The 26,328-nt window shown below is 71.6% G+C and carries 13 protein-coding genes; 8 read left to right on the forward strand and 5 right to left on the reverse strand.

The features are described from left to right. Positions 1-25: 25 nt before the first annotated feature. The 4 genes from ACFYRY_RS33975 to ACFYRY_RS33990 are packed head-to-tail and all read left to right on the forward strand — an operon-like array spanning position 26 to position 6,263. Positions 26-1,717, forward strand: a complete 1,692-nt coding sequence (locus tag ACFYRY_RS33975; RefSeq protein ID WP_389154498.1) for an ABC transporter transmembrane domain-containing protein — start codon at positions 26-28, stop codon at positions 1,715-1,717. A 49-nt stretch (positions 1,718-1,766) separates the two neighbouring features. Then, a complete protein-coding gene (locus ACFYRY_RS33980; protein WP_389154501.1) occupies positions 1,767-3,560 on the forward strand; it encodes an ABC transporter ATP-binding protein in 1,794 nt (597 codons plus the stop codon). Between the two features lie 16 nt (positions 3,561-3,576). Next, positions 3,577-4,665, forward strand: coding sequence for an ornithine cyclodeaminase family protein (locus ACFYRY_RS33985; protein ID WP_389154504.1), 1,089 nt, complete (start codon positions 3,577-3,579; stop codon positions 4,663-4,665). Beyond that, positions 4,662-6,263 (forward strand): amino acid adenylation domain-containing protein, encoded by a 1,602-nt coding sequence (locus tag ACFYRY_RS33990; RefSeq protein ID WP_389154507.1) that lies wholly within the window; start codon positions 4,662-4,664, stop codon positions 6,261-6,263. The genes ACFYRY_RS33985 and ACFYRY_RS33990 overlap by 4 nt, the downstream gene beginning before the upstream one ends. Here ACFYRY_RS33990 and ACFYRY_RS33995 read toward each other — a convergent pair. Then, positions 6,239-7,075: a putative nonproteinogenic amino acid hydroxylase gene (locus ACFYRY_RS33995; protein ID WP_389154510.1), complete on the reverse strand. Its 837-nt coding sequence runs from the start codon at positions 7,073-7,075 to the stop codon at positions 6,239-6,241. The two genes, ACFYRY_RS33990 and ACFYRY_RS33995, sit on opposite strands and share 25 nt — an antisense overlap. 196 nt (positions 7,076-7,271) lie before the next feature. On the opposite strand from ACFYRY_RS33995, the gene ACFYRY_RS34000 reads away from it, so the two are divergent. Genes ACFYRY_RS34000 through gntD form a run of 3 tightly spaced genes read left to right on the forward strand, consistent with a single transcriptional unit; the run spans position 7,272 to position 17,125 of the window. Continuing rightward, positions 7,272-14,372, forward strand: coding sequence for an amino acid adenylation domain-containing protein (locus tag ACFYRY_RS34000; protein WP_389154513.1), 7,101 nt, complete (start codon positions 7,272-7,274; stop codon positions 14,370-14,372). A 32-nt stretch (positions 14,373-14,404) separates the two neighbouring features. Further along, positions 14,405-16,039: a condensation domain-containing protein gene (locus tag ACFYRY_RS34005; protein WP_389154516.1), complete on the forward strand. Its 1,635-nt coding sequence runs from the start codon at positions 14,405-14,407 to the stop codon at positions 16,037-16,039. A 42-nt stretch (positions 16,040-16,081) separates the two neighbouring features. Further along, complete coding sequence (gntD, locus tag ACFYRY_RS34010; RefSeq protein ID WP_389154519.1) at positions 16,082-17,125, forward strand: guanitoxin biosynthesis L-enduracididine beta-hydroxylase GntD; 1,044 nt, start codon at positions 16,082-16,084, stop codon at positions 17,123-17,125. A gap of 34 nt (positions 17,126-17,159) precedes the next feature. On the opposite strand, the gene ACFYRY_RS34015 is transcribed toward gntD, so the two are convergent. Beyond that, complete coding sequence (locus ACFYRY_RS34015; RefSeq protein WP_389154522.1) at positions 17,160-19,619, reverse strand: amino acid adenylation domain-containing protein; 2,460 nt, start codon at positions 19,617-19,619, stop codon at positions 17,160-17,162. A 179-nt stretch (positions 19,620-19,798) separates the two neighbouring features. After that, positions 19,799-20,872 carry a ribosome small subunit-dependent GTPase A gene (rsgA, locus tag ACFYRY_RS34020; RefSeq protein ID WP_389154525.1) on the reverse strand — a complete coding sequence of 358 codons (1,074 nt, stop codon included), beginning with the start codon at positions 20,870-20,872 and terminating at the stop codon, positions 19,799-19,801. Between the two features lie 473 nt (positions 20,873-21,345). Here rsgA and ACFYRY_RS34025 point away from each other — a divergent pair, with 473 nt between their 5' ends. Beyond that, complete coding sequence (locus ACFYRY_RS34025) at positions 21,346-22,659, forward strand: cation:proton antiporter (protein WP_389154527.1); 1,314 nt, start codon at positions 21,346-21,348, stop codon at positions 22,657-22,659. Positions 22,660-22,718: 59 nt separating this feature from the next. Here ACFYRY_RS34025 and ACFYRY_RS34030 read toward each other — a convergent pair whose 3' ends face one another. After that, positions 22,719-24,440, reverse strand: coding sequence for an NAD(P)/FAD-dependent oxidoreductase (locus ACFYRY_RS34030; protein ID WP_389154530.1), 1,722 nt, complete (start codon positions 24,438-24,440; stop codon positions 22,719-22,721). Between the two features lie 23 nt (positions 24,441-24,463). Continuing rightward, positions 24,464-26,260 (reverse strand): amino acid adenylation domain-containing protein, encoded by a 1,797-nt coding sequence (locus ACFYRY_RS34035; protein ID WP_389154533.1) that lies wholly within the window; start codon positions 26,258-26,260, stop codon positions 24,464-24,466. Positions 26,261-26,328: the final 68 nt, after the last annotated feature.

Below are 26,328 nucleotides of genomic sequence, written 5' to 3' on the forward strand. Positions count from 1 at the left end.
CGGGACGACCCCGAAGGAACCCGCATTGCCAAGCAACAATCCGCTGCCCGAGCTGGGAGACCCGGATCTCCGCTCGCCCAGGAGCTATCTCCGATGGCTGATCGGCAGGCAGTCGAGCACACTGTTCCTCGGGGTGTTCTGGGGCTGCCTGTGGATGGCCAGCATGGGTCTGACCCCCTTCGCCATCGGCCGGGCCATCGACGCCGTGTCGGACAAGGACACCGGCCGTCTGTGGGCCTGGACCGGCGTCATCATCGGGCTCGCCCTGGTCACCACCGTCGGCAGTGTGCTGCGGCACCGCTGTGACACCATCGGCCGGCTCAAGGCCAACTACATGACGTTCCGCCTCGTTGCCTCGCACGCCACCCGCCTCGGCGCCACGCTGCCCAAGCGCGTCTCCACGGGCGAGGTGGTCGCCATCGGCACGGCCGACATCACCCGCATCGGCGCGCTGCCCGGGGCCCTCGCCCGCGGCATCGGCAGCGTGGTCACCGTCGTGCTCGTCGCCGTGGTGCTGCTCTCCACGTCGGTCACCCTCGGCCTGCTCGTCCTCATCGGTGTCCCCGCCCTGCTCGCGGGAACCGGCCCACTGCTCAGCCCCCTGCACAAGCGGATCGGCAACTACCGTGACCTGCAAGGAGACTTGACCAACAGGGCCGGCGACATCGTGTCCGGCCTGCGCGTCCTGCGCGGCATCGGCGGCGAGGCCACGTTCGGCGAGCGCTACCGCAAGGACTCGCAGCGCGTGCGGCACGCGGGCGTCCACGTGGCGAAGATCGAGTCGGTGCTGCCCGCCGCCGAGGTGCTGCTGCCCGGCATTTTCGTGGTGGCGGTCATCTGGATCGGTGCCCGCCTGGCCGTCAGCGGCGACCTCACCGCCGGTGACCTCGTCGCGGCCTACGGCTACGCCGCCTTCCTCATGCTGCCGATGCGTACGGCGACCTCGGCGGTCCAGTCGTTCGTCGGCGCCGACGTGGCGGCCAAGCGGGTCGTACGCGTCCTGTCCCTGGAGCCCGACCCCACCGCCGACACCGCGATGGCCGACATCTCCGAGGCGCCCGACCTGTACGACGCGACATCGGGGCTGCGGGTGCGGCCGGGCGTGATGACGGCGATCGCCGCCGCCACCCCGGAGGAGGGCGCCGAGATCGCCGAACGGCTCGGCCGGTACGCCCAGGGCCAGGTGACCGTCGGCGGCGTGCCGCTGGAGACCCTGCCGCTGGAGCAGGTGCGCGACCTCGTCCTGGTGGCCCGCAACGACGACTCCCTCTTCTCGGGCGTCCTCGCCGAGGACCTGGGCGGACGCTCCGAGCAGGTACGGGCGCGGGCCCTGCACGACGCCAACGCCGAAGACATCGTCGAGGCGCTGCCCGACGGCCTGGACACCGTCGTCTCCGAAGGGGGAGCCAGCTTCTCGGGCGGCCAGCAGCAGCGGCTGCGGCTCGCGCGCGCTCTGGCCGCGCAGCCCCCGGTGCTCGTCCTCGTCGACCCCACCAGCGCTGTCGACGCGCACACCGAGTCCGTCATCGCCGAACGACTCCACGCCTCCAGGTCGGAGCTGACCACAGTGGTCGTGAGCAACAGCCCGCTGCTGCTCGACCGGGCCGACGAGGTGGCCTTCGTGGAGGACGGCAAGGTCGTCATGACCGGAACGCATCGTGAACTCGCCTCCGGCGCGTCCCAGTACGCCGCCGTGGTGATGCGGGAGGAGACGTGAACGTCATCGTCCCCGTTCCTTCCGACAGCCGCCCACCAAGGAGTGCACAGTGAGTCTTCCGGTAGCCGACGCGAAGACGGTGCGCCGTCACGTACGCGGTCTGGTGCGCAGCCACACCGGCCTGCTGACCCGCACCGTGCTCTGGTTCGTCCTCGCCACCGCCTGCGGCCTGGTCGTCCCCGCCCTGCTGGGTGATCTGGTCGAGCAGGTGGAGAAGGGCATCACCACCACCCGGGTCGACGTCACCGTGCTGGTGATCGCCGGACTCCTGATCCTCCAGGGCGTGTTCACCCGCACCGCCCGTCTGGAAGGCGCCCGCCTCGGCGAGCTGATCCTCGCCGACATCCGCGAGGGGTTCATCCGCCGGGTCCTGACGCTGCCACTGCACACCGTGGAAAAGGCCGGCGGCGGTGACCTGCTGACCCGCAGCACCCGCGACGTGGACTCGCTGTCCCGCGCCGTGCGCATGGGCGCGCCCTCGATCCTGGTCGCGAGCCTCTCGGTGGCGCTGACGTTGGTGGCGCTGATCGTCACCAGTCCGATCATGGTTCTCCCCTGCCTGGTCGCCGTCCCAGTCATCGTCTGGTCGACCCGCTGGTACCTGAAGCGGGCCCGGGATGCCTACCTCGCCGAAGCGGCGAGCTACTCCGACCTGACCCAGGGGCTCAACGAGACCGTGTCCGGCGCCCGCACCGTGGAGTCGCTGCGCCGGTCCGGTCCGCGCGTGCGCCGCACGGACGAGGACATCGAGCGAGCCAACGGCGCGGAGCGGCGCACGCTGTTCCTGCGCAGTGTCTGGTTCCCGCTGATGGACTTCGGCTACATCCTGCCGGTCGCCGCGACCCTGCTGTTCGGCGGTCTGTTCTACATCGAGGGCTGGGTGAGCCTCGGCGAGGTGACCGCCGCGACCCTGTACACCAGGGCCGTGATCGACCCGCTGGACGAACTCCTCGGCTGGCTCGACGAGTTGCAGGTGGGCGACGCCTCGCTGGCCCGTCTGATCGGCGTGGAGTCGGCGGCGGGACCGGAGAAGACCACCGACCGCCGCCCTGCCGACGACCGGCTCACCGCGGAGGGCGTCGCCTACGCCTACCGGCCCGGCCATGATGTGATCAAGGACGTGCACCTGAGCACCGGCGCCGGTGAGCGCGTCGCCATCGTCGGCCCCTCGGGCGCCGGCAAGTCCACGCTCGGCCGGATCCTCGCCGGCATCGACGAGCCGCGCACCGGCTCGGTCACGCTCGGCGGAGTGCCGGTCCACGAACTGCCGCTGGAGGAGCTGCGCCGCCATGTCGCGCTCGTCACGCAGGAGCACCACGTGTTCCTCGGGTCTGTGCGCGACAACGTCGTGCTGGCCGCGCCGGACGCCACCGACGCCGAAGTGACGGCGGCCCTGGCGGCCGTGGCGGCCGACGAGTGGGTCCAGGCACTGCCCGACGGCGTCGACACCCAGCTGGGCACCGACGAGATGCCGGTCTCACCCGCTCAGGCCCAGCAACTGGCCCTGGCCCGACTCGTACTGGCCGATCCGCACACCCTGGTGCTGGACGAGGCCACCTCCCTCCTGGACCCGCGGGCCGCGCGCGACCTGGAGCGTTCGCTCGCGGGCGTGCTGCGCGGACGCACCGTCATCGCCATCGCCCACCGGCTGCACACCGCACACGACGCGGACCGTGTGGTCGTGATGGAGGAGGGCCGCATCACCGAGCAGGGCCCGCACACGGAGCTCGTCTCGGCCGACGGCACCTATGCCGGCCTGTGGGAGTCCTGGCACGGACGCGGCCCCTCGACCTCCTCGAAGTCCGCTGCCTCTTCGACCCCGTTGAACCAGCCTGAACACTGAGCGCCGGGAGAGACCCTTGCAAGCTGAGCGCACGCACATCGTCGACGCCGAAGCCATCGCCACCATCGTCACGAAGGTGGGACTGGGGCAACTCTACGATCTGACCATCGCCCGCATGGAGGCCGTTCTCGCCGGTGAATCCGGCGCGCCGGTGGAGATGAGGCAGCGGGACGGTTTCCTGCTGGAGACACCGCAGTTAGGCCTGCTCGAGTGGATGCCGGCGGTCCGCCAGGGCGCCACGGTCTCCATCAAGATGGTCGCCTACAACCCGCACAATCCGGTCAAGAACCAACTGCCCACCATCCTGTCGACGCTGTGCGCCTTCGACACGGACAGCGGCCACCTGCGAGCGGTCGTCGACGGCACGTTCGCCACCGCCGTCCGTACGGGCGCGGCGTCCGCGCTGGCCAGCCGGGTGCTCGCACACCCGGACTCCGCCGTGCTCGGCCTGGTGGGCTGCGGTGCCCAGGCCGTGACACAGTTACACGCCCTGGCGCGGGTCTTCTCGTTCTCCGAGGTGCTCGTTTGCGACAAGGACGCGCGGGCGGAGAACTCCTTCGCGGCGCGGGCCCGGATGCCCAAGGGGCTGGTGCGGGTCGCGCCGCTCTCGGAGGTGGAGGAGCGGGCCGACGTACTGTGCACCGCCACCTCGGTCGGCCCCCACGAGGGGCCGGTCATCCGGGGCACGTCGCTCAAGCCCTGGGTGCACATCAACACCATCGGCTCCGACATGCCGGGCAAGACGGAGCTGCCGCTGGAGCTGCTGCGCGCGGCGGTCGTCTGCCCCGACCACGTGGAGCAGGCACGGGCCGAGGGGGAATGCCAGCAGCTCGCCCCCGAGGAGATCGGGGCCCCGCTCCCCGACCTGCTGCATGACCCGGACGCGCACCGCAGGCTGTCGCCGGTCACCACCGTGTACGACTCGACGGGCCTCGCGCTCCAGGATCTCGTCATGGTCGAGGTGTTCGAGGAGTTGGCGCGCGACCTCGGCGTCGGACACCGCATCTGCGTCGAGGCGACGGCCGAAGACCCGCAGGACCCGTACTCGTTCCTGCCCCCGGAGGTCACCCGGTCCCTGGCCGAGAAGTCCGGGGCGCGGCGATGACAGCCGCGGCGCCGCCGGGACACGCGGGGCCGGTGGTGGACATCGGTGTCACCACGGTCCTGGAGCTGATCGACCGCGAGGTGGCCGCGCATCCGCAGGCCCCGGCGGTGCGCGAGCCGGGCCGCATGGTGGCGTACGCGGAACTGGACCGGCTCGCGGACACCGTCGCCGGCCGGCTCGGGCGGGAGTTCGGGATCGGCCGCGGTGACGTCGTGCTCATCGCCGCGCAGGCGGGGGCCGACTTCACCGTAGCGCTCCTGGGCACGCTGCGCGCCGGAGCCGCGTATCTGCCGGTGGACACGACGTACCCGCCCGAGCGTGTCGCGCAGATTATGCGCGCGAGCAGCGCGGCGCTGCTGGTGACGGCCGACGCCGGGGCGGCGGGCACCGGGTCGCCGGCGGCGCGGACGACGGGTCTCGCGGATCTGGTGGCGCCGGACCCGGCGGGCACTCCCGCCGGGTCCGGCGCCCGCGCCCTGCCCGCGCCGGAGGATCCCGCGTACGTCATCTTCTCGTCCGGGTCCACGGGCGTCCCCAAGGGCATCGTCCAGACGCACCGATGCCTGGCCAACTTCATCTCCTGGCAGGTGGAGGGCTCCGGTCTCGGACACGGGCGCCGGGTGCTCCAGGTGGCTCCCCTCACCTTCGACGTATCGGTGCAGGAGATCTTCTACACCCTTGCGTCGGGCGGGTGCCTGTATGTGCCGGAGCCGCATGTGCGGCGCGATCCGCGGGATCTGATCGACTATGTGGTCGACGAGCACATCGAGGTCGTGGACTTCCCGCAGTCGCTCATCGACGTGGTCATGTCGCTGCCGACGAACTTCGAGCACGCGACGGAGCTGCGCCACATCATCAGCGCGGGCGAGACGGTACGGGTGACCGGGGCCCTGGAGGAGCTCCTCACCCGCCGGCCGGAGATCACCCTGCACAACCACTACGGCCCCGCCGAGAACCACATGGTGGCCAGCCACTCGGTGAGCGGTGCGGCGGGGAACCTGGAACCGCGGCCGCCGGTCGGGTCCTTGGTGTGGAACACCTACGTCTACCTGCTGGACGAACACGGCGAGCCCGTTGCGGACGGGGAGGTGGGCGAGATCTTCATCGGCGGCGTGGGCGTGGCCATCGGCTACACGGACGGCGAGCTGAGCCGTACCGCGTTCGTGCCCGATCCGTTCCGCCCCGGCGCCCGCCTGTACCGCACCCGCGACCGCGGGGTGTGGCGGGAGGACCAGACCCTGCAGCTGCTGGGTCGGATGGACGACCTGATCAAGATCCGGGGCAACGCCGTGGAGCCCCGGGAGGTCGAGGCGCGTCTCACGGACTTCCCGGGGGTGCGGGACGCGGCGGCGTTCCCAGTGGTGCGGGCCGACGGGGCGGTGGAGCTGCACACGGTGCTCACCGGTGATCCGCCGTCGGCCCCCGAACTGCGCCGCGCGCTGCTCGCCGTGCTGCCCGACTACATGGTGCCGGTGCGCTGGTGGTTCGCGGAGGACCTGCCGGTGTCACCCAACGGAAAGCTGGACCGCAAGGCCCTGCCCGGGCCCGACGCGCAGCCCTTGTCCCTCGTCCCTCACCACTCGAACGCCTCGCGGTAACCGCGCTTGTCGATGCAGTACGTACGGAACGCCCTGGCCTTGTCGACCAGCGCGTCGTCCCCGGTGCGCGCGGCGGCCTCGACGAACCAGTCGAAGGCCGCCGTGGCGTGGGCCTGCCGCGTGAAGTGGACTGCCGCGAAGCGCCGGAAGGCGGCGCGCAGGGTGGTCGCGGTCAGCTCGGCCGAAGAGGACAGCAGTTCCTCCACCTCGGCGTCCGAGACCGGCGGGCGCTCCATAAGACGGACGGGTGAATCGGCCGGGATTGAGTTCATGATTTCGATCGGCTCATCGGCTCCGGAGAAATCGAGACACAGCGAGAGCCTAGGGAAAGGCGAGACACTTTGGGCCGAGTGCGGAACAGTCGTGTGTATTTTCCAGACTTCACCGCGACGGAGGTGATACACAATGTCTTCCTCGGAGTGCAGAGAATCCTCGTCCGTGCGCAGCGGAATCTGAAGTCGCGTACCCGGCTCGGAGAATTCGAGGAAATCGACATGCGGGGCGAGAATTCCATCACTGAGACTGAAGACACGAACCCACTGCAACCTTTCGAGCGGGAAGTTGTCGGTGACGATCGACATGACCCCGGGAAGCCTAAGCCCCAGCTCAGTCTGGGTGAGATGCCCCTCGTAAGGCCGGAACGAGGTGTCCTCGTCACTGCCCCCAGAATTGGCAAGAATATGCGCGGACCAGGACCCGAAGGTAAACGCGTCGTATTCGCCCCCGGCGTCGTTCGAATCGATGATCGAAAGCTCTTCACTCAAATCGTAGGAGTCGATCGGAAGCGTGGCAAGCCTTTGCGACTTGAGCATGCGGGATCCCGTCGATTGATGGGTGCACAGGGCACCGGACGCCGATGATCGGCAATCGTAACGGTTGACAAGCAGAAGGGCAACGATCGACTTCGCGTCCCGGACGAATGATTGACAAGAACTATTTCTCTTGCGCAGGATCTTACGGTGCCGTCATGTTCGTCAGAATCTTCGATGGATTGGGTGAGAGGGAGAAATGCTGATTGGCAATGCCCTGAGTGAATCCTGGCTCCCCCGGTTGGCGGCCGGCCACGGAGTCCCCTTCCTGGACGTCGTGTCCCCGGCGAACGGGACCCCGGAGTGCCCCATCGAGCCTGCGGCCACCGAGCGGCTCGACGCCCTGACGGGAGGCGACGCGACCGGCCTGCTGCTGCTGACCGTCGCCGCGGCGCGGCTCGCCCTGGCCGCCCTCGACGACGCGTCCCGGCACATCGTCCTGGTACCCGCCCCCACCCTCACAAGCGGGAACGGCGACAGCGCCGCGACGGACACCGCACCGGGGGAACTCGCCCTCTGCGCCCCCCTCGACCGCGAGGCGCCCGCCGCCGCCTTCCTGACGGCGCTGCACACCGAACTCGAATCCGCGCTGCCCCTCGCCTGGCCCGACCGGGAGACGGTCGCAACGCGCCTGCGGCTCGCCGGACTGCCCGCGGGCCGTGCCCTGTCCCGGCTCGGCGTCGTCTGCGAAGAGGCGGGCGGCAAGCTTCTCGATCCCGTCGACCTGTGCCTGACCCTGCGGCGGACCGGCGACCGGCTGGTGCTGACCGCCGAAGCGGGCGGCGAACCGCCGGTGGCCGCGACGGCCCTCGTGCGCTGCACGGCGGCGGCCCTCGCGAGCCTGGGCCACGCGCCCCGACAGCCGGCCGGCGCCCTCGACGTCCTCGGCCCCGCGCAGCGCGCCGAGTTGGAGCGGTGGTCGGGCCTGCCGGTCCCGTCCGACTTCCCCGCCGCGACCCTCACCGGCATCGTCGACGACGCCGCAGCCCGCTTCCCGGACCACGAGGCGGTCGCCGACGGCACCGTGACCTGGAGCCACCGCGAACTCGCCGTGCGCTCGGGGCGCGCGGCCCGGTCCCTCGCCCGGTCCCTCGCCCGGGACCACGGGCTGGGGCCGGGCCATCGGGTCGCGCTGCTGCTGCCCAAGGGACCGGACCTGGTCCTTGCCATCCTGGCGGTGCTACGCACGGGCGCCTCGTTCGTCCCCCTCGACCCGTCGCACCCGCCGGTGCGGGTCGCCCGTCAACTGCGCCTGAGCGGGGCCTCGTGCGTCATCTCCGCGTCTGCCGAACTCCCCGGTGACGTGGACCTCCCGGTGCTCTCCCCGCAGACGCTCGCCGCCGCCCCCGACGCGGCCGACGTCGTCACGACCGCGCCCGGCCCCGACGACGAGGCGATCCTCTTCTTCACCTCCGGATCCACCGGGCTCCCCCGCCCCGTCGCCCTCACCCACCGCCAACTCGCGTACAAGGCGCTCGCCTCGGGGCGCCTCGTCGGGTTCGACGAGGACGTCCGGTGCGCCCTGCTCTCGGCGGTGACCTCGGACGCCTTGACGTACCAGGTGTTCACCACCATCGCGGCCGGCGGCTGCGTCGTGCCCATGGGCTCCCCGCAGGCGCTCTCGCCCGTGCAGTTCTGGGCCACGACGCGGCGCCTGCGCGTGAACGTCCTCAACTGCGTGCCCTCCCTGCTCGCCGTGATGGCCGAGGGGCTGCCCGCGGGCGCCGCCGAGGACGTGCGCATCCTGCTGCTCGGCGGCGACGAGATCCCGGCGGGGCTGCTTCCCCGGCTCGCGGACCGGCTGCGCGTGGGCACCTTCGCCAACCTGTACGGGCCCACCGAGGCCACCATCGAGGCGACCACCTTCACCTGCCCCGGATCCGCCTTCCCCGAGCTGACCACGGTCCCGGTCGGCAGGCCCTCGGATGGCTTCGGCGTTCTCGTCCTGACCCCGCACGGGGACCACGCGCCGCCCGGCGTCCCCGGCGAAATCCACATACTGAGCCCCGGCGTGGCCCGCGGCTATCTCGACGACGAACCGACCGGACCCGGCCGGTTCTGCGAACTGCCCGCGCACCCCGGCGTCCGGGCCTTCCGCACCGGCGACTTCGGCCGCTGGAACCACCAGGGCGAGCTGGTCTTCCTCGGCCGCCGCGACAACCAGATCCAGATCCACGGCAACCGGGTCGAACTCGGCGAGGTGGAAGCCGCCCTCAGCGCGGTGCCCGGCGTCGTCGCCGCCACGGTCCTGCCCCTCACCGACACCTCGGGGCCGCCCGCGCTCGCGGCCGTCTACACCTCGGACGAAGGCACCGAACCGGACGACGTGCGCGGCCAGTTGCAGCTCGGACTGCCCGAGTACATGGTCCCGGGCCGCATCCTGCGCCTGGACGAACTGCCCGTCACCCTGCACGGCAAGGTCGACCGCGTTGCCCTCCTCGCGCACCTTGTGGGCCGGGACGGACAGGGCTGGCAGCCGACCGACGCGACCGGTCGGACCGTCGCCCGCATCTGGGCCGACGTGCTGGGCGCACCGCCGCGCGCCGGGGACGAGGACCTCTTCGCCGCGGGCGGCCACAGCCTCACCGCCGCCGTCCTCGCGGGCCGGCTCGGCCGGGCCGCAGACGGCGGCGGTGAGATCACCGTCCGCGACGTGTTCACCGCCCGTACCCCCGAGGGGCTGTGCGCTCTGCTGCGCCGCGCCGCGGCCGACGGGCCGACCGCCCCCGCCGGGCAGGCCCCCTGGCCCGAGACCCCGGACCCGGTCCACGCGTCCAACGCCCAGCGCCGGATGTGGTTCCTCGAACAGTACGAGGGCGGTGAGCTGCGCCCGTACAACATGGTGGAGGCCTTCCGGCTGCCCGGCTCCCCCACGGCGGCCGACGTCACGACCGCGCTCGAGCAGGTGGTCCGGCGCCACCAGGCCCTGCGCACCGTGTTCCGCGCGGAACCCGACGGTCTGCGGCAGGTCGTGCGCACGCCCGACCGGGCCCGGCCCGAACTCCAGATCCACCGGGTCGGGCCCGAGGGCACGGACGCAACTCTGCGGCGGATCGCCGCGGCGGAGCAGCGCCACGTCTTCGACCCCGCCGAAGGCCCCTTGCTGCGCGCCCACTGGCTCGCCGACGACGCAGCCACGGGTGAGGGCTCCGGCTCCGGCGGCACGCTCCTCCTCTCCGTCCATCACAGCGTCTGCGACGGCTGGTCGTTCGCCGTGATCCTGCGCGACCTCCAGCGGTTCCTGAAGGGCACCCGTGAACTGCCGGAACCCACGCAGTACGGCGCGTACACCCTCGCGCGGCACGGCCTCCCGGACGCCCCGGAGACCATCACGTTCTGGCGGCGCACCCTGGAAGACGCGCCCGGCACGGACCTGCCGCTGGACCGCGCCCGTCCCGCGGAACGCAGTTCGGCCGCGTGCACGGTCCGCCGCACGGTCGGCGCGGACACCAGCCGGGCCGTACAGCACCTGTGCCGAGACCTCGGCACCACCTCCTTCACGGCGATGGTGGCCGCCGTCCGGGTCCTGCTGCTGCGCTGGAGCGGAGCCGACGACGTGGTGCTCGGCACCGTCGTTTCGGGCCGCGACCGGCCCGAACTGGCGGACTCGGTCGGGCTGTTCGTCAACACGGTGGCGCTGCGCACCGCGGTCGACCCCGAGCGCGGTTTCGCCGACCTGGTGGCGGCGGTAGCCGGGCACGCCCGAGAGGTCCGTGCCCACGAGGAGTTCCCCTTCGAGAACCTCGTGGAGACGCTGGGCCTCGAGCGGATCACCGGGCGAAACCCACTGTTCGACGTGCTGGTCGAGGCCGCCGTCTCCGGCATCGACCCGCTGGGCACCGAGGAGGGCCCGGCGGCCGAGCACATCCGGCTGGACAGCGGCGCGGAAGGCTTCGACCTCTCCCTCAGTTTCACCGAGCCCGGCCCCGGCCGCCCGATCGAGGTGGCCGTCACATGTCGCGAGGACGTCTTCGACGCGGCGACCGCGGAGCGGATCGCCGGACAGTTCGTCCACCTCCTGACCGCCCTCGTGGCCGACACGTCGGCACCCGTCGGCACGGTCCCGGCGCTGCCCGCCGACCAGCGCGACGCGCTCATCGCGGCGGGCACCGGGCCGGCTCTGCCCGCCCCGCACCCGGCGGGCACCCTGCTCGACGTCGTTCTCGCCCAGGTGCGGCGCGCGCCCGGTGGCCGGGCCGTCGTCTGCGGGGACCGCGTCCTGACCTACCGCGAGCTCGACCGCCGGGCCGACGCCCTGGCCACCCGGATCGCGACCGCAGCGCCGACCGGGCCCGACCGCGTCGTCGCGGTGCTCTGCGACCGCTCCGAGTGGATGCCGGTGGCGCTGCTGGCCGTGCTCAAGACGGGTTCGGCGTTTCTGCCCCTCGATCCGCAGCAGTCGCCGACCCGGCTTGCGGCCGTGCTCGGCGACAGCGGCTCGGTGGCCGCCGTGACGTCGGCGCGATTCACCGGCACGGCGGCGGACGCGGGCCTGCCCGCGGTAGTCCTCGGCGACGGGGGCACGCCGGAGCCGGCCCCGGAATCAGACGCGGAGCCGCCCACCACGGGCCCCGCCGACCTCGCGTACGTCGTCTACACCTCCGGCTCCACCGGAACGCCGAAGGGCGTGATGGTGGAGCACGGCAGCATCGTCAACTCCGTGCTGTTCCGCATCGGTCACTACGGACTGGACGCCGAGGGCGCCGTCCTCCAGGTCGACCCGATCCATGCCGACGCGGGCATCGTCGACGTGTTCAGCGCGCTCGGGTCGGGCGCGCCCATGGTGATCGTCTCCCGCGACGAACTGCTCACCCCGGCCGACGTCGCCGCGGCCATCCGCCGGCACCCGATCCGGCACGTGCTGCTCGTGCCGAGCCTCTACCAGGTGCTGCTCGACGAGGTTGGACCGGCGTTCCGCGCGGTCCGCGAAGTCGTACTCGGCGGCGAGCGGGTGACCCGCGCACTGGCCGCCCGGCACGCCGATCTCCTGCCCGGTGTGCAGCTGTTCAACGAGTACGGTCCCGCCGAGGACAGCGTGCTGACCACTGTGGAGCAGGTGGTCCCCGCGCCCGCGCCCGGTGCGCCGGACACGGCGTCCGGCGACGCGTCGATCGGTCGTCCGCTGCCCGGCAAGTGGGTGGACCTGGTCGACGCGCACGGCGAGCTGGTGCCGCTCGGCGCCCCGGGTGAACTCTGCGTCGGCGGGGCGGGCCTGGCCCGCGGGTACCTGGGCGACGCGGAGCTGACCGCGGCCCGCTTCGTGTCCAGCCGGGTCCGGCCCGGAGAACGCACCTACCGGACCGGCGACCGCGCCCGCCGACTGCCCGACGGGCGCCTGGAGTTCCTGGGGCGCACCGACGACCAGCTCAAGATCCGGGGCAACCGGGTCGAGCCGGGCGAGGTGGCCGCGGTCCTCGCCGAACACCCCGGCCTGCGCACGGCCGCCGTACTTCCCGCACCGGGGCCGGACGGCGAACACCGGCTCGTCGCCTACGTGGTGGGCGAGGCGGACCGGGCGGCGCTGCGCGGGCACCTGACCGGACGGCTGCCCGCGTACATGATGCCCGCGGCGTTCGTGTACCTGTCCGCGCTTCCCGTGGCCGCGGGCGGCAAGCTCGACCGGCGGGCGCTGCCCTCTCCCGAGGAGGCGCTGGCCGGCGTCGACTCCCCGGCCCCGGCACGTCCCTTCACGGCGGCCGAGCGGCCCGTCGCCAAGGTGTGGGCGCAGGTGCTCGAACGTCCGGTCACCGACCCGGACGCGAACCTGTTCGAGCTGGGCGGCCACAGTCTGGCCGCCGCGCGCATCGCGCACGCCCTCGGCGTCAAGGTGGCCACCGTCTTCACGTACCAGACCGTGGCCACGCTCACCGCGGCGCTGGCCGAGCGGACCAGGCGGGCCGACCGGCCGGCGAGCAGCGCCGCCGCGCGACGCCCGGCCGTCGGCACGCCCCCGCCGAGCGGGTTCCTGCCGCTGTCGCACGCGCAGCGCCGCGTCTGGCTGACCTCGCGCTGGGCGGGGTCGGACACCTTCCTCATCTCCGACCTCGTACGGCTGGGCTGCCGGATCGACGCCGACGCGCTGCACACCGCCCTCGTGGCCGTCGTCTCGCGGCAGGACATGCTGCGGGCCCAGGTCCTGCCCCGGGGTGCGGAGGCGGAGCTGACCGTCCTCGACCGGTTGCCGGCGGGGCCCCCGCTGGTCGTCGTGGACCTGCCCGGCGCGGACCCCGCGGGCCCGGAGGTGGCCGCCGCGCTGCGGGACGCCCGGCAGGTCGGCTTCGACCTGACGCGGGCTCCACTGTTCGAGGTGCGGCTGCTCGCGGGGCCCGCCGGCGGTGATCTGCTCACCGTCACGGCCCACCACCTGATCTACGACGGCGCGAGCGTCGACGTGCTGCTGCGCGACCTGTTCACCGCGTACGACCAGGTCATGGCGGGCGCGCCGCCCGCACTGCCCCCGCTGGCCTACACCTACCAGGAGTGGATCCGCGAGGAGCAGGAGTGGCTGGCCGGGCCCGAGGCCGAGCGCGAGGTGGCGTTCTGGCGGGAGCGGCTGCGCGGCGTCACCGACGGCCCCGACCCCGTGGACCCCGCCCGCCGACGCAGCCGCCGCGGCCGGACAGGGCTGGTCCACCGGTCCGTGCCCGCGGCCCTGCTCGGCGCGGCCACCGCCACGCCGTTCGCGCAGGTCGTGACCGCGTTCTCGGTCACGCTGCACCAGCACACCCGGGCCACCGACCTCGTCATCGGCTTCGCCGCAGGCCTGCGGCACCGGCCCGAGGCCGACGCGCTGATCGGCTACCTGGTCAACGCGGTGCCACTGCGGATCACCTTCGACGACACGATGACCGGCAAGGATCTCCTCCCCCGGGTGCAGAGCGGGATCGTCGAGGCGTACGAGCACTCCCGACTGCCCTTCGACGTGCTGGCCGAGCGGCTCGCCCTGCGCGCCGCCCCGGGCCGCAGCCTGCTGCTCAACCTGGGGGTGAGCTGGGAGAACGCGGGCCTGCGCGCCGAGAGCCAGATCGTCGAGGACCTGCTGGCCGACCATCTGCCCGCCACCAGCGACCTGTGGCTGTACGCCCGTATCAAGGGCGACGACCTGCACCTCGACCTCACCTACGACGACCACTTGCTCGACGCTGCGGAGGCAGGCGGCTACGCCGATCACGTCGTCGACGCGCTACGTGCTCTGACCACCGGCCGCGCCGCGTCGCCGCCCGGCCCCCCGCCACCGTCCGCGAGCCCGAACCCGTCGGCACCCGGCCCTGTTTGGAGCGACACACACTATGACTTCTGACATCGCCCGCATGGGCCCGGGACGGGGCCGCCGTGGCTGACCTGGACCCGACGCGGCGCCTGTGCACGCTGTTCGCCGAGGCGCTCGAACTCGACCACGTCACCCCGGACACCGACTTCTTCCTGGCCGGCGGGCACAGCCTGTCCGCGCTGGCCCTCGCCGTCTCCGCGGAGGAGTCCTTCGGCGTACGCGTCCGCGTGCGGGACGTCTTCGAGGCGGGCACCCCGGAGCTCCTCGCCGCCCGGCTGGCGGAACTCTCCCCCGACGCGGCGGGGACCTCCGCTCCCGTGCAGCGGCCCGCAGCCGCGCCGCGGGACGCCCCGACGCCCGACTCCTCGCTGCCCGGTACCCCGGTCGCCGACGGCACGCGCTGGCTGTGGCTCGAACGGCAGCGCGGCGAGGGCGACTTCGGCGCGTACACGGTGCCCTGCCTGCTGCACGGCGAGGGCCTCGTCGACCCCGACCGGCTGGCGGCCGCGCTGGCCACCCTGGCCCGGCGTCATCCGGCGCTGCGGACGCGTTTCGTCGAGGCCCGGGGCGAGCCGCGGGCGGTGCTCACCGACGACGAGCCACCCTTGGAGGTGGTGGACCTGGGCGCGCGGCAGCTGAGCGAGGCCCGGTTCGACGCGCTGGTCGACGACCGGATCGCGGTGGGGTTCGACCCGGCGACGGGCCCGCTCATCCGGGCCACGCTGTTCCTGCGCACCGGGGAACGCTGGTTGCTGCTGCTGCTCGCGGACCACCTGGTGTGCGACGGACGCAGCCTGGAGATCCTCGCGAGGCAGCTCGTGACGGCCTACGCGGACCCGTCGTCCTCGGGCGTCCTGCGGCGCGGCGACGCGGTGCCGCAGGGACCGTCCGCGGTCCGGCCCAGGGATCCCGAGGTCGCGCTCGCCCACTGGCAGGGTGTCCTCCTGCCGCCCCCGGCGCCGCTGCCCCTGCCGGTGCGCGGACCGCGCGTCGAACCGGCCGGCGCGACCACCGCCATCGCCGCCCGGGAGATCGGCCCGGACATCCTGCGCCGGCTGACGCACCTGGGCAGACAACATCACGCGGGTCCCTTCGCGCCGCTGACCGCCGCCGTCGCGCGCACCCTGGCCGATATCACCGGCAGCACGGACATCTGTCTGGGCACGCCCGTGGATCGCAGGGCGCTGCTCGGCGCCGAGGACGCGGTCGGCTTCCACGTCGCGACGGTCCCGCTGCGGCTCGACGTCCGGGACGGGATGTCCGCGGACGACCTGGTCCGCCACGTCGCGCAGCGCACCATGGACGCGGTGGACCACAGCGAGGTGGCCTTCGACACCCTCGTGGCGGCGCTCGACCCGCCCCGGTCCCCCGGGCGCCCGCCGTTCTTCGACGTCTGGGTGGCGCTGTACCCGCACATCGACACCGGCCCGCGTCCGCCGGACGGCATCACCCTGAGCGGTGGGCCGACGCCGCTGCGCGTCGGCATGTTCGAGCTGTCGTTCCAGTTCGTGGAGCACGCGGACGGGATGCGGCTGGTGCTCCAATACGACACCCTGCGCTACGCCCCCGACACGGCGGAGCGGATGGTCCAGCGACTCGTCGACGAGGTGGCACGCCTGCTGCGGGACCCCGCGGAGCCCGTGCTCGAGGCGGAGCCCACGCAACAGACCTTCAGCGGCTTCCAGTTCGACGCCTGATCCGGCCCCGGCACCCGAGCCCCGCACCAGAGGAGAACGACCATGACCACGTCCATCACCCCTGATACCGGGACCGTGACCGAGCTGCGGCTGACCGAGGACGAGGCCCGGCAGGTGTCCGAACTGACCCTGCGCCTGGCCGAGAAGTATCCCGCGGCCGATGACGAACGGCTGCTGCAGGACCTGCCGTTGCACACCGGCGACCTGCCCGAACGGGTCCGGCGGTTCCTGCGCGCCTTCTCACTGGACCAGGCCTGCGGCTTCTGCACGGTCAGCGGGCACCTCGTGGACGACGAGCGTATCGGCGCGACCCCCGCGCACTGGAAGGACGAGCGGCGGATCCACCACGAGCTGCCCGAGGAGATCCTCGTCCTGCTCTACGGTTCGCTGCTCGGCGAGCCGTTCGGCTGGGCCACCCAGCAGGACGGGCACCTGGTCAACGACGTCTTCCCGATACGCGAGTACGAGCGCGCGCTGCTCGGCACCGGCAGCAGGACGCCGCTGACCCTGCACACCGAGGACGCCTTCCACCCCTACCGCGCCGACTACATCCTGCTGTCGTCGCTGCGCAACCCGGACTCCGTGCCGGTGACCGTGGCCGAGGCGGACTTCTCGATGCTGCCCGACGACGTCGTCGACGTGCTGTTCCAGAGCCGCTTCCGCATCGTCCCCGACACCTCGCACCTGCCGGAGAACAACACCGTGCGCACCGAAGAGGACCGGCTGGTGTTCGAGAACATCGCGCGGCTCGTCGGCGGTCTCGGCCTGGTGCCGGTGCTGTCCGGCTCGCGGTCCCGTCCGCTGCTGTGCTTCGACGCGACGCACATGTCGGCGCCGCCGGAGGACGCCGAGGCCGTGCGGGCCTTCGCGGCCGCCGCCGAGCTGCTGGACGCCCACCTCACCGACTGCGCGCTGGAGCCGGGCAGTTGCGTCTTCATGAACAACCACCGGGTGGTTCACAGCCGTACCGCCTTCGAGGCGCGCTACGACGGGACGGACCGCTGGCTGAAGCGCGTCAACGTCACCCACGACCTGCGCAAGTCCGGTGCCATGCGCCGGTCCCCCAGCTCCCGCCTCATCGGCTAGCGGGCCGCCACCGCCGTGCGCGGTCCACAGCGGGTTACTCCTGCGGGACCGGCGCGGCTTTGCGGACCAGCTCGGTGACCTCGCGGATCGTGGGCGTACGGAAGAAGTCGTCGAGGTTCACACCGGCCCCCAGCTGCTTCTCGATGGCGTCCAGGACGGAGATGGCGAGCAGGCTGTGGCCGCCCTCGTCGAAGAAGTCGGCGTCAGGACCGACGGGCCCGGCGGCGAGGACCTCCTCGAAGATGGCCGCGACCGTCGCCGTCACCTCGTCGCCGCCGGACGCCGCCGGGGCGGGTGTCCCTGCCGGGGATCCGGTGACCGGCTCGGCGTACCGCTGCGCGGGCACCGCCGTCCCAGCGAGCCGGACCAGCGCTCCCCTGTCGATCTTCCCGCTGACCATCCGGGGCAGGTCGTCGATCAGGGTGAGGGAGCTGGGCACCATCGCGGGCGGCAGCGCGGCGACGGCACCGGCCCTGATCTCCTCCACCGTGGTGTCCAGGACGGTCAGCCAAGCCGCGAGCGACGGGGCGCCGTCGGGGCCCGGCACCACGGCGACCGCCGCCTGCGAGACCCCCGGCAGCAGCGCCAGCACGCTCTCCACCTCGCCCGGCTCCACCCGGTGGCCACGGATCTTCACCTGGTCGTCGGCCCGGCCGGCGAACTCAAGCATGCCGTCCGGCCGCCACCAGACCAGGTCGCCGGTGCGGTAGCTGCGCCCGCCGGGCGCCTCGGAGTCGGCGACGAACGCTTCGGCGGTCAGCTCCGGACGGTTGCGGTATCCGTCGGCCAGGCCATGGCCCGCCAGCCTCAGCTCCCCGACGAAGCCGACCGGCAGGGCGCGGCCGTCGGCGCCGGTCACGGTGGCGACGGTGTTGCCGATGACGTGGCCGATGGGCAGGCCGGGGCCCGCGTCCGTGCCGTGGTCGAAGGCGGTGGCGCCCACCGAGCTCTCGGTCGGGCCGTACTCGTTGATGAGCCGGACGCCGGGCAGCCTCTCGTGGTGACGCCGCACCAGGTCGGCCGTGGTGGCCTCGCCCGCGACGGTGATGGCGTGGAGCGAGCCGGCGGCGCCCGCGAGGTCGTCCAGGAGCACCCGGTACAGGCTGGGGACGGTCGTCAGATGGGTGACGCGGTGCTGCTCGGCCAGCTCGGCGAGCTGTCGCGGCAGCAGCTTGTGGGTGTCCGCGAGAACGAGTCGGCCGCCGGAGGCGAGCACCGGGAAGAGGTCGGCCACCGAGCTGTCGAAGGCCAGCGACGGCAACTGCAGCAGGCGGGTGTCGGCGTCGAACCGGTGGTTGCCCACCTTCCAGTGCACATAGCTCGCGATGGCACGGTGCCGGACCTCCACCCCCTTGGGCTTGCCGGTCGAACCCGACGTGTAGACGACGTACGCGAGATCGTCCGGGCGCGGCCTGGTCGTCGCCGGCACGGTGGCGTCGGCCTGGGAGTCGGCCGCGGCGCCGATGTCGACGACCGGGGCGGTGAGTCCGGCGGGCAGCATCGCGCGCAGCTCGGGTGCGGCGAGCACCGCCGAGCACGCGGCGTCGTCGAGGATCTCGGCGAGCCGAGGCGCCGGAGAGCGGGGGTCGAGCGGCACGTAGGCCGCGCCGGCGAGCAGCGTGCCGGTGATCGCGCATACGGCGTGGACCGATTTGCCGGTGAGTACCGCGACCCGGTCGCCCCGGCCGATGCCGGACGCGTGCAGCCGGGCGGCCACCGCCTGGGTGGCCTGCCAGAACGCCCGGTACGTGAGGGTGTCGGAACCCGCGACGACCGCCGGGCGGTCCGCATGCGCGCGGACGGCCTCCTCGATCGGCGCGGTGAGCGTCGTGGTGACGCCGACCGGCACGAAGGTCCTGCGGCCGAATCCGATCGCCGTCGCGATGTCGTCGGGAGCGGCCGGTGCCAGTTCCGCGACGGCGCCGTGCGGCTCGGTGAAACCGGTCAGCGTCTGGGAGACGGACCGCAGCAGGATCTCCAGGAACCATGCCTCGGCGCGCTCCGGGCCGGCTTCGGCAACGAGTTCACGGCTGCCGTCGGCGGCGGGCGCGGTCAGGGTCAGTTCAATGGTGTCCCGCTCGGGCGCCTGCTCGGCGGGGGTCTCGCCGACCCGGGCGGAGCGGACCAGAAGGACTCCGCCGAGGGCCGCCGTCACGTCGGCCGGGGTGGACGCCGAGCGCAGCGCGGCGTCCACGGCGCGGACCAGGTGCGCGACGGTGGGCAGCGCGGTCAGGCCGACGCCGCACAGCACCGGGCCGGCCGGTCCCGACACGGCCACCGCGGGCTCGTCGGTGTGTTCCGCCGAACCAACCACGACCGTGCTTGCCGCGGTGAGGGCGACCAGTTCCTCCAGGGGGCGTCCGCCGGACACCCTGGCGAGGCCGTCGGCCGCACCGGCGGTCAGCGGGAGCCTGGCATGGGCCCGCGCGGGCTGCGGGGCGCCCCGGCGTCGCGGGCGGATCGTGGTGGCGGGCACAGCAAAGTCAGATGTCACTGGCGCATTCCCTTGCTCTGGGATCGATCAAGACAACTGCCTGTCGACACGGCGGCGTTCGGCGCACGGCGCGCCGCCATGGGTCTCGTGACGCGTCCGCCGTGATCGGCTGTGGATGCCGCGCCGGGCGCGTGCGGGCGCCCCCCTCACCGGGACGGCACGCGGGTTCCTGCCTCGCGTCAGGCGCGCTTGGCATTCATGTTGGCCATGCCTTCCTTGCCATGCGCCTTCAGTGCCTTGAGGCGGTCCTGACGCAGGCGCGCGTCGCTGCGCGAGGCGATCCACTCGTTCTCGCGGAGCAGTTTGCGGTAGCTGTCCAGGCGTCGCTGGGGCAGCAGGCCGTCCTCGGTGGCCGCGATCACCGCGCAGCCGGGCTCGGCGACGTGCTCGCAGTCGCGGAACCGGCACTCCTCGGCGAGCGCCTCGATCTCCGAGAACGTCTGCTGCAGACCGTCGGTGGCGTCATACATGCCGACGCCGCGGATACCGGGGGTGTCGATGAGCACGCCGCCGCCGGGCAGCGGCATCAGCTCGCGGGTGGTCGTGGTATGGCGGCCCTTGCCATCGCGGCGGGTCTGCCGGGTCTCCATCGCGGACCGGCCGAGCAGCACGTTGGCGATGGTGGACTTGCCGGCGCCCGACTGGCCGACCAGGACGCTCGTCCCGGTCAGGAGTGCCGAGAGGATGTCCATCCCGTCGTCGGTGGTGGCGCTGACGACCAGCACGTCCACTCCGGGCGATGCCTGCTCGACCGTCTCGCGGACGGCTTCCGCGTTCTCCGCGAGGTCGGACTTGGTGAGGATCATCAGGGGCTGGGCGCCGCTCTCCCAGGCGAGGGCGAGGAACCGCTCGATCCTGCCGAGGTCCGGCTCGGTGTCGAGCGGCACGACGACGCCCACGGTGTCGACGTTGGAGGCGAGTACCTGGCCCTCAGAGCGTTGGGAGGCACTGGAGCGGACCATGGCCGTGCGCCGCGGCATCAGCGCCTGGACATAGGTGCCGGCTGCGCTGACCGAGACTGCCGCCCAGTCGCCCGTACAGGGCATTTTCATCGGGTCGGGGTCCGACACCGGACCGGTGTCGGCGTGCACCACGGTCACCTCGGAGTCGCCGTCGGCGATCATGACGTCGCAGCGGCCGCGGTCGACGCGGACGACCCGGCCCGGCACCCACGAGGCGTCCGCCACGGACGTGAAGTGGTCGTCGAGCTCAGGGGACCATCCGTAGGCCTCCAGCGGCCGCGGGTAGTTCACTTCGGCCGAAGAAGATGAGTGACGCAACGCGATGAGCCCTTCGGGAGGCGTTCTTGGCCGGGTGGACGCAAGTCGGGATTGCATCGGCGGCTGGACAAGGAGACGGAGGGGTGGGCTACTTTGCAGGGACGCCGCAATGGCGGTGGCGGCAAATGGCCGCCCCGGCCTTGTCCGACTCCGACGCACCAGACATGTAATGCCGTCGACGCTACGACAGGCCCGAGCGACCCGCAACACACTCAATGGTGAACGGCTTGAACTTCTCGTTAAAGAGGGCAAGTTCCCGCCATCGGAGATCATCCTCGGATAGAGTGTGCGCCATTCCCGTTGCACGCGCGTCGAGTTCCATCCAGCCGAGGGCAATCACCCACATCAGTGCGAACGTCCCGATCCCACCAACGACCACCGGGCGTCCCGTCCCACGATCCCGACTCAACTCCACTCCTGCGTAAACCGATATCAGGGGGATTTCTGTGAGCCCGGACGAGACCATCACCCATCTCATGGGCGCGATTGCCGTGATCCTGGCGGCCGCCCACGGGGCGGGCATGCTGGCACGTAAACTCGGACAACCCTCCATAATAGGCCAGTTGATAGTCGGAATTGCCCTGGGGCCGAGCCTGCTGTCCCAACTCCCGTCCTCCGTTGGCAACACCCTCTTCCCGGCCGAGATCGCACCGATGCTGACCGCCCTGGGCCAGTTGTCGCTCGTCCTCTTCCTCTACTTCGTCGGCTACGAGCTGGATCTGGGCCTGCTGCACGGCCGCTCCCGGTCCACGCTGTCCGTCGCGATGGCGGGCTTCCTGGTGCCGATGGTGGTGGGCGCGGGCGCCGCGATGCTCTTCCGCGGGACCCTGCACGAGCTCGGGCTCCCCGAGGACATGTCGGCGCGCTCGGTGGTCTTCCTCGCCGTCTCCCTGTCCATCACGGCCGTTCCGGTGCTGATCGTCGTGGTGCGGGAGAACGGCCTGGCCGGTACCGTGCCCGGCGTCGTCGCCGTGTCGTCCGCCGGTCTGATCGACGTGGTGGGCTGGTCGGTCCTGCTGGGCACCGTCATGGACGACAGCGACGGCCCGGGCATGTCGCTCTCGGTGCGTCTGGTCCTGCTCGCCGTGCTGGTCGTGGTGATGGTCTGGCCCGCGCGTCTGCTGCTGCGCCTGCTCATGCGCTCGCCCGGCGTGTCCTCGGCGGCCCGCCTCTCGGTACTGGTCGGGTTCGCGTTCGCCGCGGCCTGGGCGACCAGCGCCCTCGGACTGCACGTCATCTTCGGCGCGCTGCTCGCCGGGGTAGTGACGCCGCGGGAGCCGGACGGCACGCTCAGCCCGGACCTGGTGCGCTCGCTGGACGGCATCGGGTCCCTGCTGTTGCCGTTCTTCTTCGTGATCTCGGGCCGGAGCGTCTCCGTCGGATCCCTGGACGGCACCGCGATCGCCGTCCTCATGGCGGTCACGGTGCTCGCGGTCTTCGTCAAGGTGGTGCCCAGCGCGCTGGCGGCCCGGATGTCCAAGCTGGACAACCGGACGTCGATGACGATCGGGGTCCTGCTCAGCACCCGGGGCCTGACCGAGCTGATCGCTCTCAACGCGGGTTACGAGGCCGGTCTGTTGAGCGGTCCGCTCTACACCGTGCTGGTGCTGATGGCCATCACCACCACGCTCCTGACCCAGCCGTTGCTGGTCCTGGTGCAACGCGTCTGGAAGAAGGACGACACAGCCGGGAGCCAGGACGCCGGCGGCGCCCCGGGCGACGCCGAGATGACCGTGGGCGCCGGCCACAAGCCAGCCTGACCTGCGGGGCAGCACAACAGGGCGAAGGGGATGTCCGCCTCCGCCGTTCCTGCTGTGCGTCAGCCCTTCGCAGACGATGGAGTGCGGTACAGCGCCCGCATCTCCTCCTCCAGGGCCTTGACCTGGTCCAGGCGCGGGCGGCTCTTCGGCGCGAAGAGGCCGTCCTTCTCCCAGCGCTCCGGCTCGAGGCTCAGCACCGCGACGTTGAGCCAGCCGCGGGCCCTGACCTCCTCCAGACGCTCGGGCAGGGCGTCCTCCAGCGCGAGGTAGAAGATGACGTGGGCCAGTTCCTCGATGCGCTCCAGGCCCTCGCGCACGCTCGTGAGGACCGTGCCGTAGTCGGGCGTTGCGGCGCCAGGCAGGTTCTGCACGAAGAGCCGGGCGAGTGTCGGCACGTCGTCGAAGTAGTCGATGTAGTCGAACTCGAAGACACCGCGGTAGGTGCGGGCCCAGCTCTGGAAGAGGTTCATGATGTTGCCCTGGGTCGCGATCGCGTGCGCCCCGAGGGAGCTGAGCGTCGTACTCGCCGACTCGTCCAGGAAGGTCTTCCCGTAGAACTGCGGGTCGGAGAAGGACCATCCGACGTAGTAGTCCCAGATCGTCTTCAGCGACATGATCACGGCGTTGTCGTGGAAGACGTACGAGCCTTGGATGTTGTTGGTGAGCCCCTCGGCGAGCGAGAGGAACCAGCGGTTGGCGTAGCGCACGAAGCCCTCGTCGAAGGCGCCCTTCGCGTCGCGTCCGACCATCTCGGTCACGAAGCTGTTCGCGTAGCCGATCAGGTTGGAGCCGACCGAGTAGTACGGGTCGGCGAAGACTCCGGCGTCGCCGACGCACGCCCAGCGGGCCTGCGAGAACACCTGGTGCGAGGAGTGGCTGTAGTTCTTCAGCACACGGAAGTCCAGGACGGGCAGCTCACGGATGGCCGGGGCGAAGCCCGGGACCCGCTCGACCACGAAGTCGATGGCCTTCTCGATGCGGTTGAACTTCGTCACGGGGTGCAGGTCGTCGGAGACGACGATGCCCACGCTGGTGTGGTCGGGGGCCAGCGGGATCGCCCAGACCCAACCGCCCTTGAACATGAAGTGGTTGGTGGAGTGCCAGCGCGGCTCGGTGATCCGGTCGTGCCAGTCGGTGTGCTCGGCGCCGACCGCCTCGTCGGTGTCGAGGCGGCCCTCGAGGCGGAACCAGACCGAGTTGTGCGGCCTGGGATAGCGCTTGGTCAGGCCGAGCTTGCGCTGCAGCAGCCGGTGCCGCCCGGTCGCGTCGACCGCCCAGCGGCAGGTGACAGTGGTGGGCTCGCCCTCGCCGTCGGACTGGTAGGTGACCCGGTGCGGTGTGTCCTGCTCGCCGAGTTCGATGTCGAGGACCTTGACGCCCTGCTCCAGGACGGCTCCGGCGTCCTCGGCCACCACCCTGAGGTGCTCCTCCAGGGAGCCGCGGTTGAGCTGGTAGGACTTCGCGGGCAGGAACCGGTTGACGCCTAACTCCGTCTCCTGGTGCAGCCCTTCGCCGTCCCCGTAGAAGTACCGCAGGCCCAGCTTCTCCAGTTGGTGTTCGTCGAGGTAGTCGCGCAGGCCGATGACGGTGTCGAAGTAGTACGCGCCCACCTCGACGGACGACTCGCCGACCTTGAACGCCGACAGCGGGATCGGCGAGCGCTCGCGCTCGCACACGAGGACCGAGAGCGATGGGTGCGCGTCCTTGAGCTGCTTGGCCAGGCAGAGCCCGGCCAGTCCGCCGCCCGCGACGACCACGTCGTAGTCGACACCGGTGAACATGGATCCTGTACCGCGTTTTCCGCTCAACATGTACCCGCCTTGTCGCTGTGTCGGTTCTCGATGGTTCGGGCCAGACTCCGGATGGTCCGGTCCGTGTAGACAGCCGAGTTGTCCAGCTGGACGCCGAGCCGCTCCTCGACTCCGGCGACGAGGTCCATCACGCTGAGGGAGTCGCCGCCGAGGTCGAAGAAGTCGTCGTCGAGGCCGATGCCGTGGGGGGCGAAGAGCTTCTGCCAGATCTCCAGGACGACGGTTTCCACCCGCGTCGCGGGCTCGGAACCGGGGCCGGTGCGGCCGACGAACTCCCCGTAGCGGACGCCCAGCGCCACCTCGTCGACCTTGCCGTGAGCGGTGAGCGGCAGGTAGTCGACCGGGATGACCGCCGAAGGCACCATGTACCCGGGCAGATTGTCCTGGGCGAACGCCCGCAGCCGGTCGACGTCATGGGCCGCGGGACCCTCCACGAAGGCGATCAGGAGCGGTGTGCCGGCATCCGAGTCTCGGCGCAGGAGGTGGACGTGGCGGACCCCGTCCTCCTTCGAGAGGACCTGGACCACATGGCCCAGCTCCACGCGGCGGCCACGGATCTTGACCTGCCCGTCCCGCCGCTCGACGAACTGCAGGTCACCGCCCTCGAACTGCCGGACGATGTCCCCGGTGCGGTAGAGGCGCTTGCCCGCGGCCGGCTCCGTGGCCGGCGTGAAGAACCGTTCCGCGGTCAGCTCCGGGTTGCCCAGGTAGCCGCGGGCCAGGCCCACTCCAGCGAGATGGAGTTCGCCGATCCCGCCGGGTGCCACGGGAGCGCCGTCCTCGTCCAGGACGAATGCCTCAGTGTTGTCGATCGGCTTGCCGATGAGCACGCTCTTGTCGGTGGCCGCGAGGGCGTGCACGGTGGAGCAGACGGCGTTCTCCGCGGGGCCGTACTCGTTGAACAGAAGCACGTCCGGAAGCCGCAGGAAGTGTTCCTGGATCACCTTCGTCGTGAACCATTCTCCGGCGATCGTGACGCTGCGCAGGGATTTCAGCCGCTGCGCCGCCATCCCGCCCAGGAGGCGCCGGTACAGCGCGGGTGTGATCAGGAAGTGGGAGACACCACGGTGTTCCATCAGGCCGGTGAGGTACGACCGGTCGGTGATCCGGTCCCAGCGCGGCAGGAGCAGGCGTGCGCCGGACGTGAGGGCGCAGAAAGTGTCCGCGACGGCGCTGTCGAACGACGGCCGCGGCATCGCCAGGGTCACGTCGTCGTGGCCGAATCCGTAGTAGGCGTTGCGCCAGGTCAACGTGTTGACGATCGAACGGTGCTCGACGGCGATGCCCTTGGGGGCTCCGGTGGTGCCCGACGTGTACACCACGTACGCGAGGTCGGTGGGCGTGGCCACCGGCGCCGGGTCGGACTCCGGTGTGGCCAGACCCGGGCCCATGACGTCGAGCACGAACAGTTCGCCGCCGAAGAACACCGCGCCCGCGGCCGTAGATGACTCGATCACCATGGCTGCGGGTGCCACGTCCTCAATGATCCGCTGGGTCACACCGGGCGGATTGTCGGGGTCCAGGGGGACATAGGCGCCCCCGGCCTTGAGGGCGGCGAGCATGGCGACAATCATGTCCGGCGGGCGCCTGACCAGGATTGCAACCCGGTCGTCGGGGCGTATTCCGCAGTTGTCGCGCAGGTGGTGGGCCAGTTTGTTGGCCTTGCGATTGAGTTCGCCGTAGGCCAATAACTCGTCTTCGAATTCCAGGGCGACACTTTCAGGGGCCGCTCGTACGCGTTCCTCGAAAAGGGAAGTCAGGGTCTTCGGGTCGTCTCGGTTCGTCGACAAACATCCCCCTGCAGAATTAACTTGAATCCTCAGTTCGAGTAGCCTAGCCGCCGCCGATCGGGTGATCA

This window comes from Streptomyces sp. NPDC005263, from assembly GCF_042872365.1.
GTDB lineage: Bacteria > Actinomycetota > Actinomycetes > Streptomycetales > Streptomycetaceae > Streptomyces.

Bases quoted from the DNA above. Each gene is read 5' to 3' on its own strand.
- gntD (WP_389154519.1), top strand. From the start codon at position 16,082: ATGACCACGTCCATCACCCCTGATACCGGGACCGTGACCGAGCTGCGG.
- ACFYRY_RS33995 (WP_389154510.1), bottom strand. From the start codon at position 7,075: ATGCTCAAGTCGCAAAGGCTTGCCACGCTTCCGATCGACTCCTACGAT.
- ACFYRY_RS33990 (WP_389154507.1), top strand. From the start codon at position 4,662: ATGACAGCCGCGGCGCCGCCGGGACACGCGGGGCCGGTGGTGGACATC.
- ACFYRY_RS34030 (WP_389154530.1), bottom strand. From the start codon at position 24,440: ATGTTCACCGGTGTCGACTACGACGTGGTCGTCGCGGGCGGCGGACTG.
- ACFYRY_RS34000 (WP_389154513.1), top strand. From the start codon at position 7,272: ATGCTGATTGGCAATGCCCTGAGTGAATCCTGGCTCCCCCGGTTGGCG.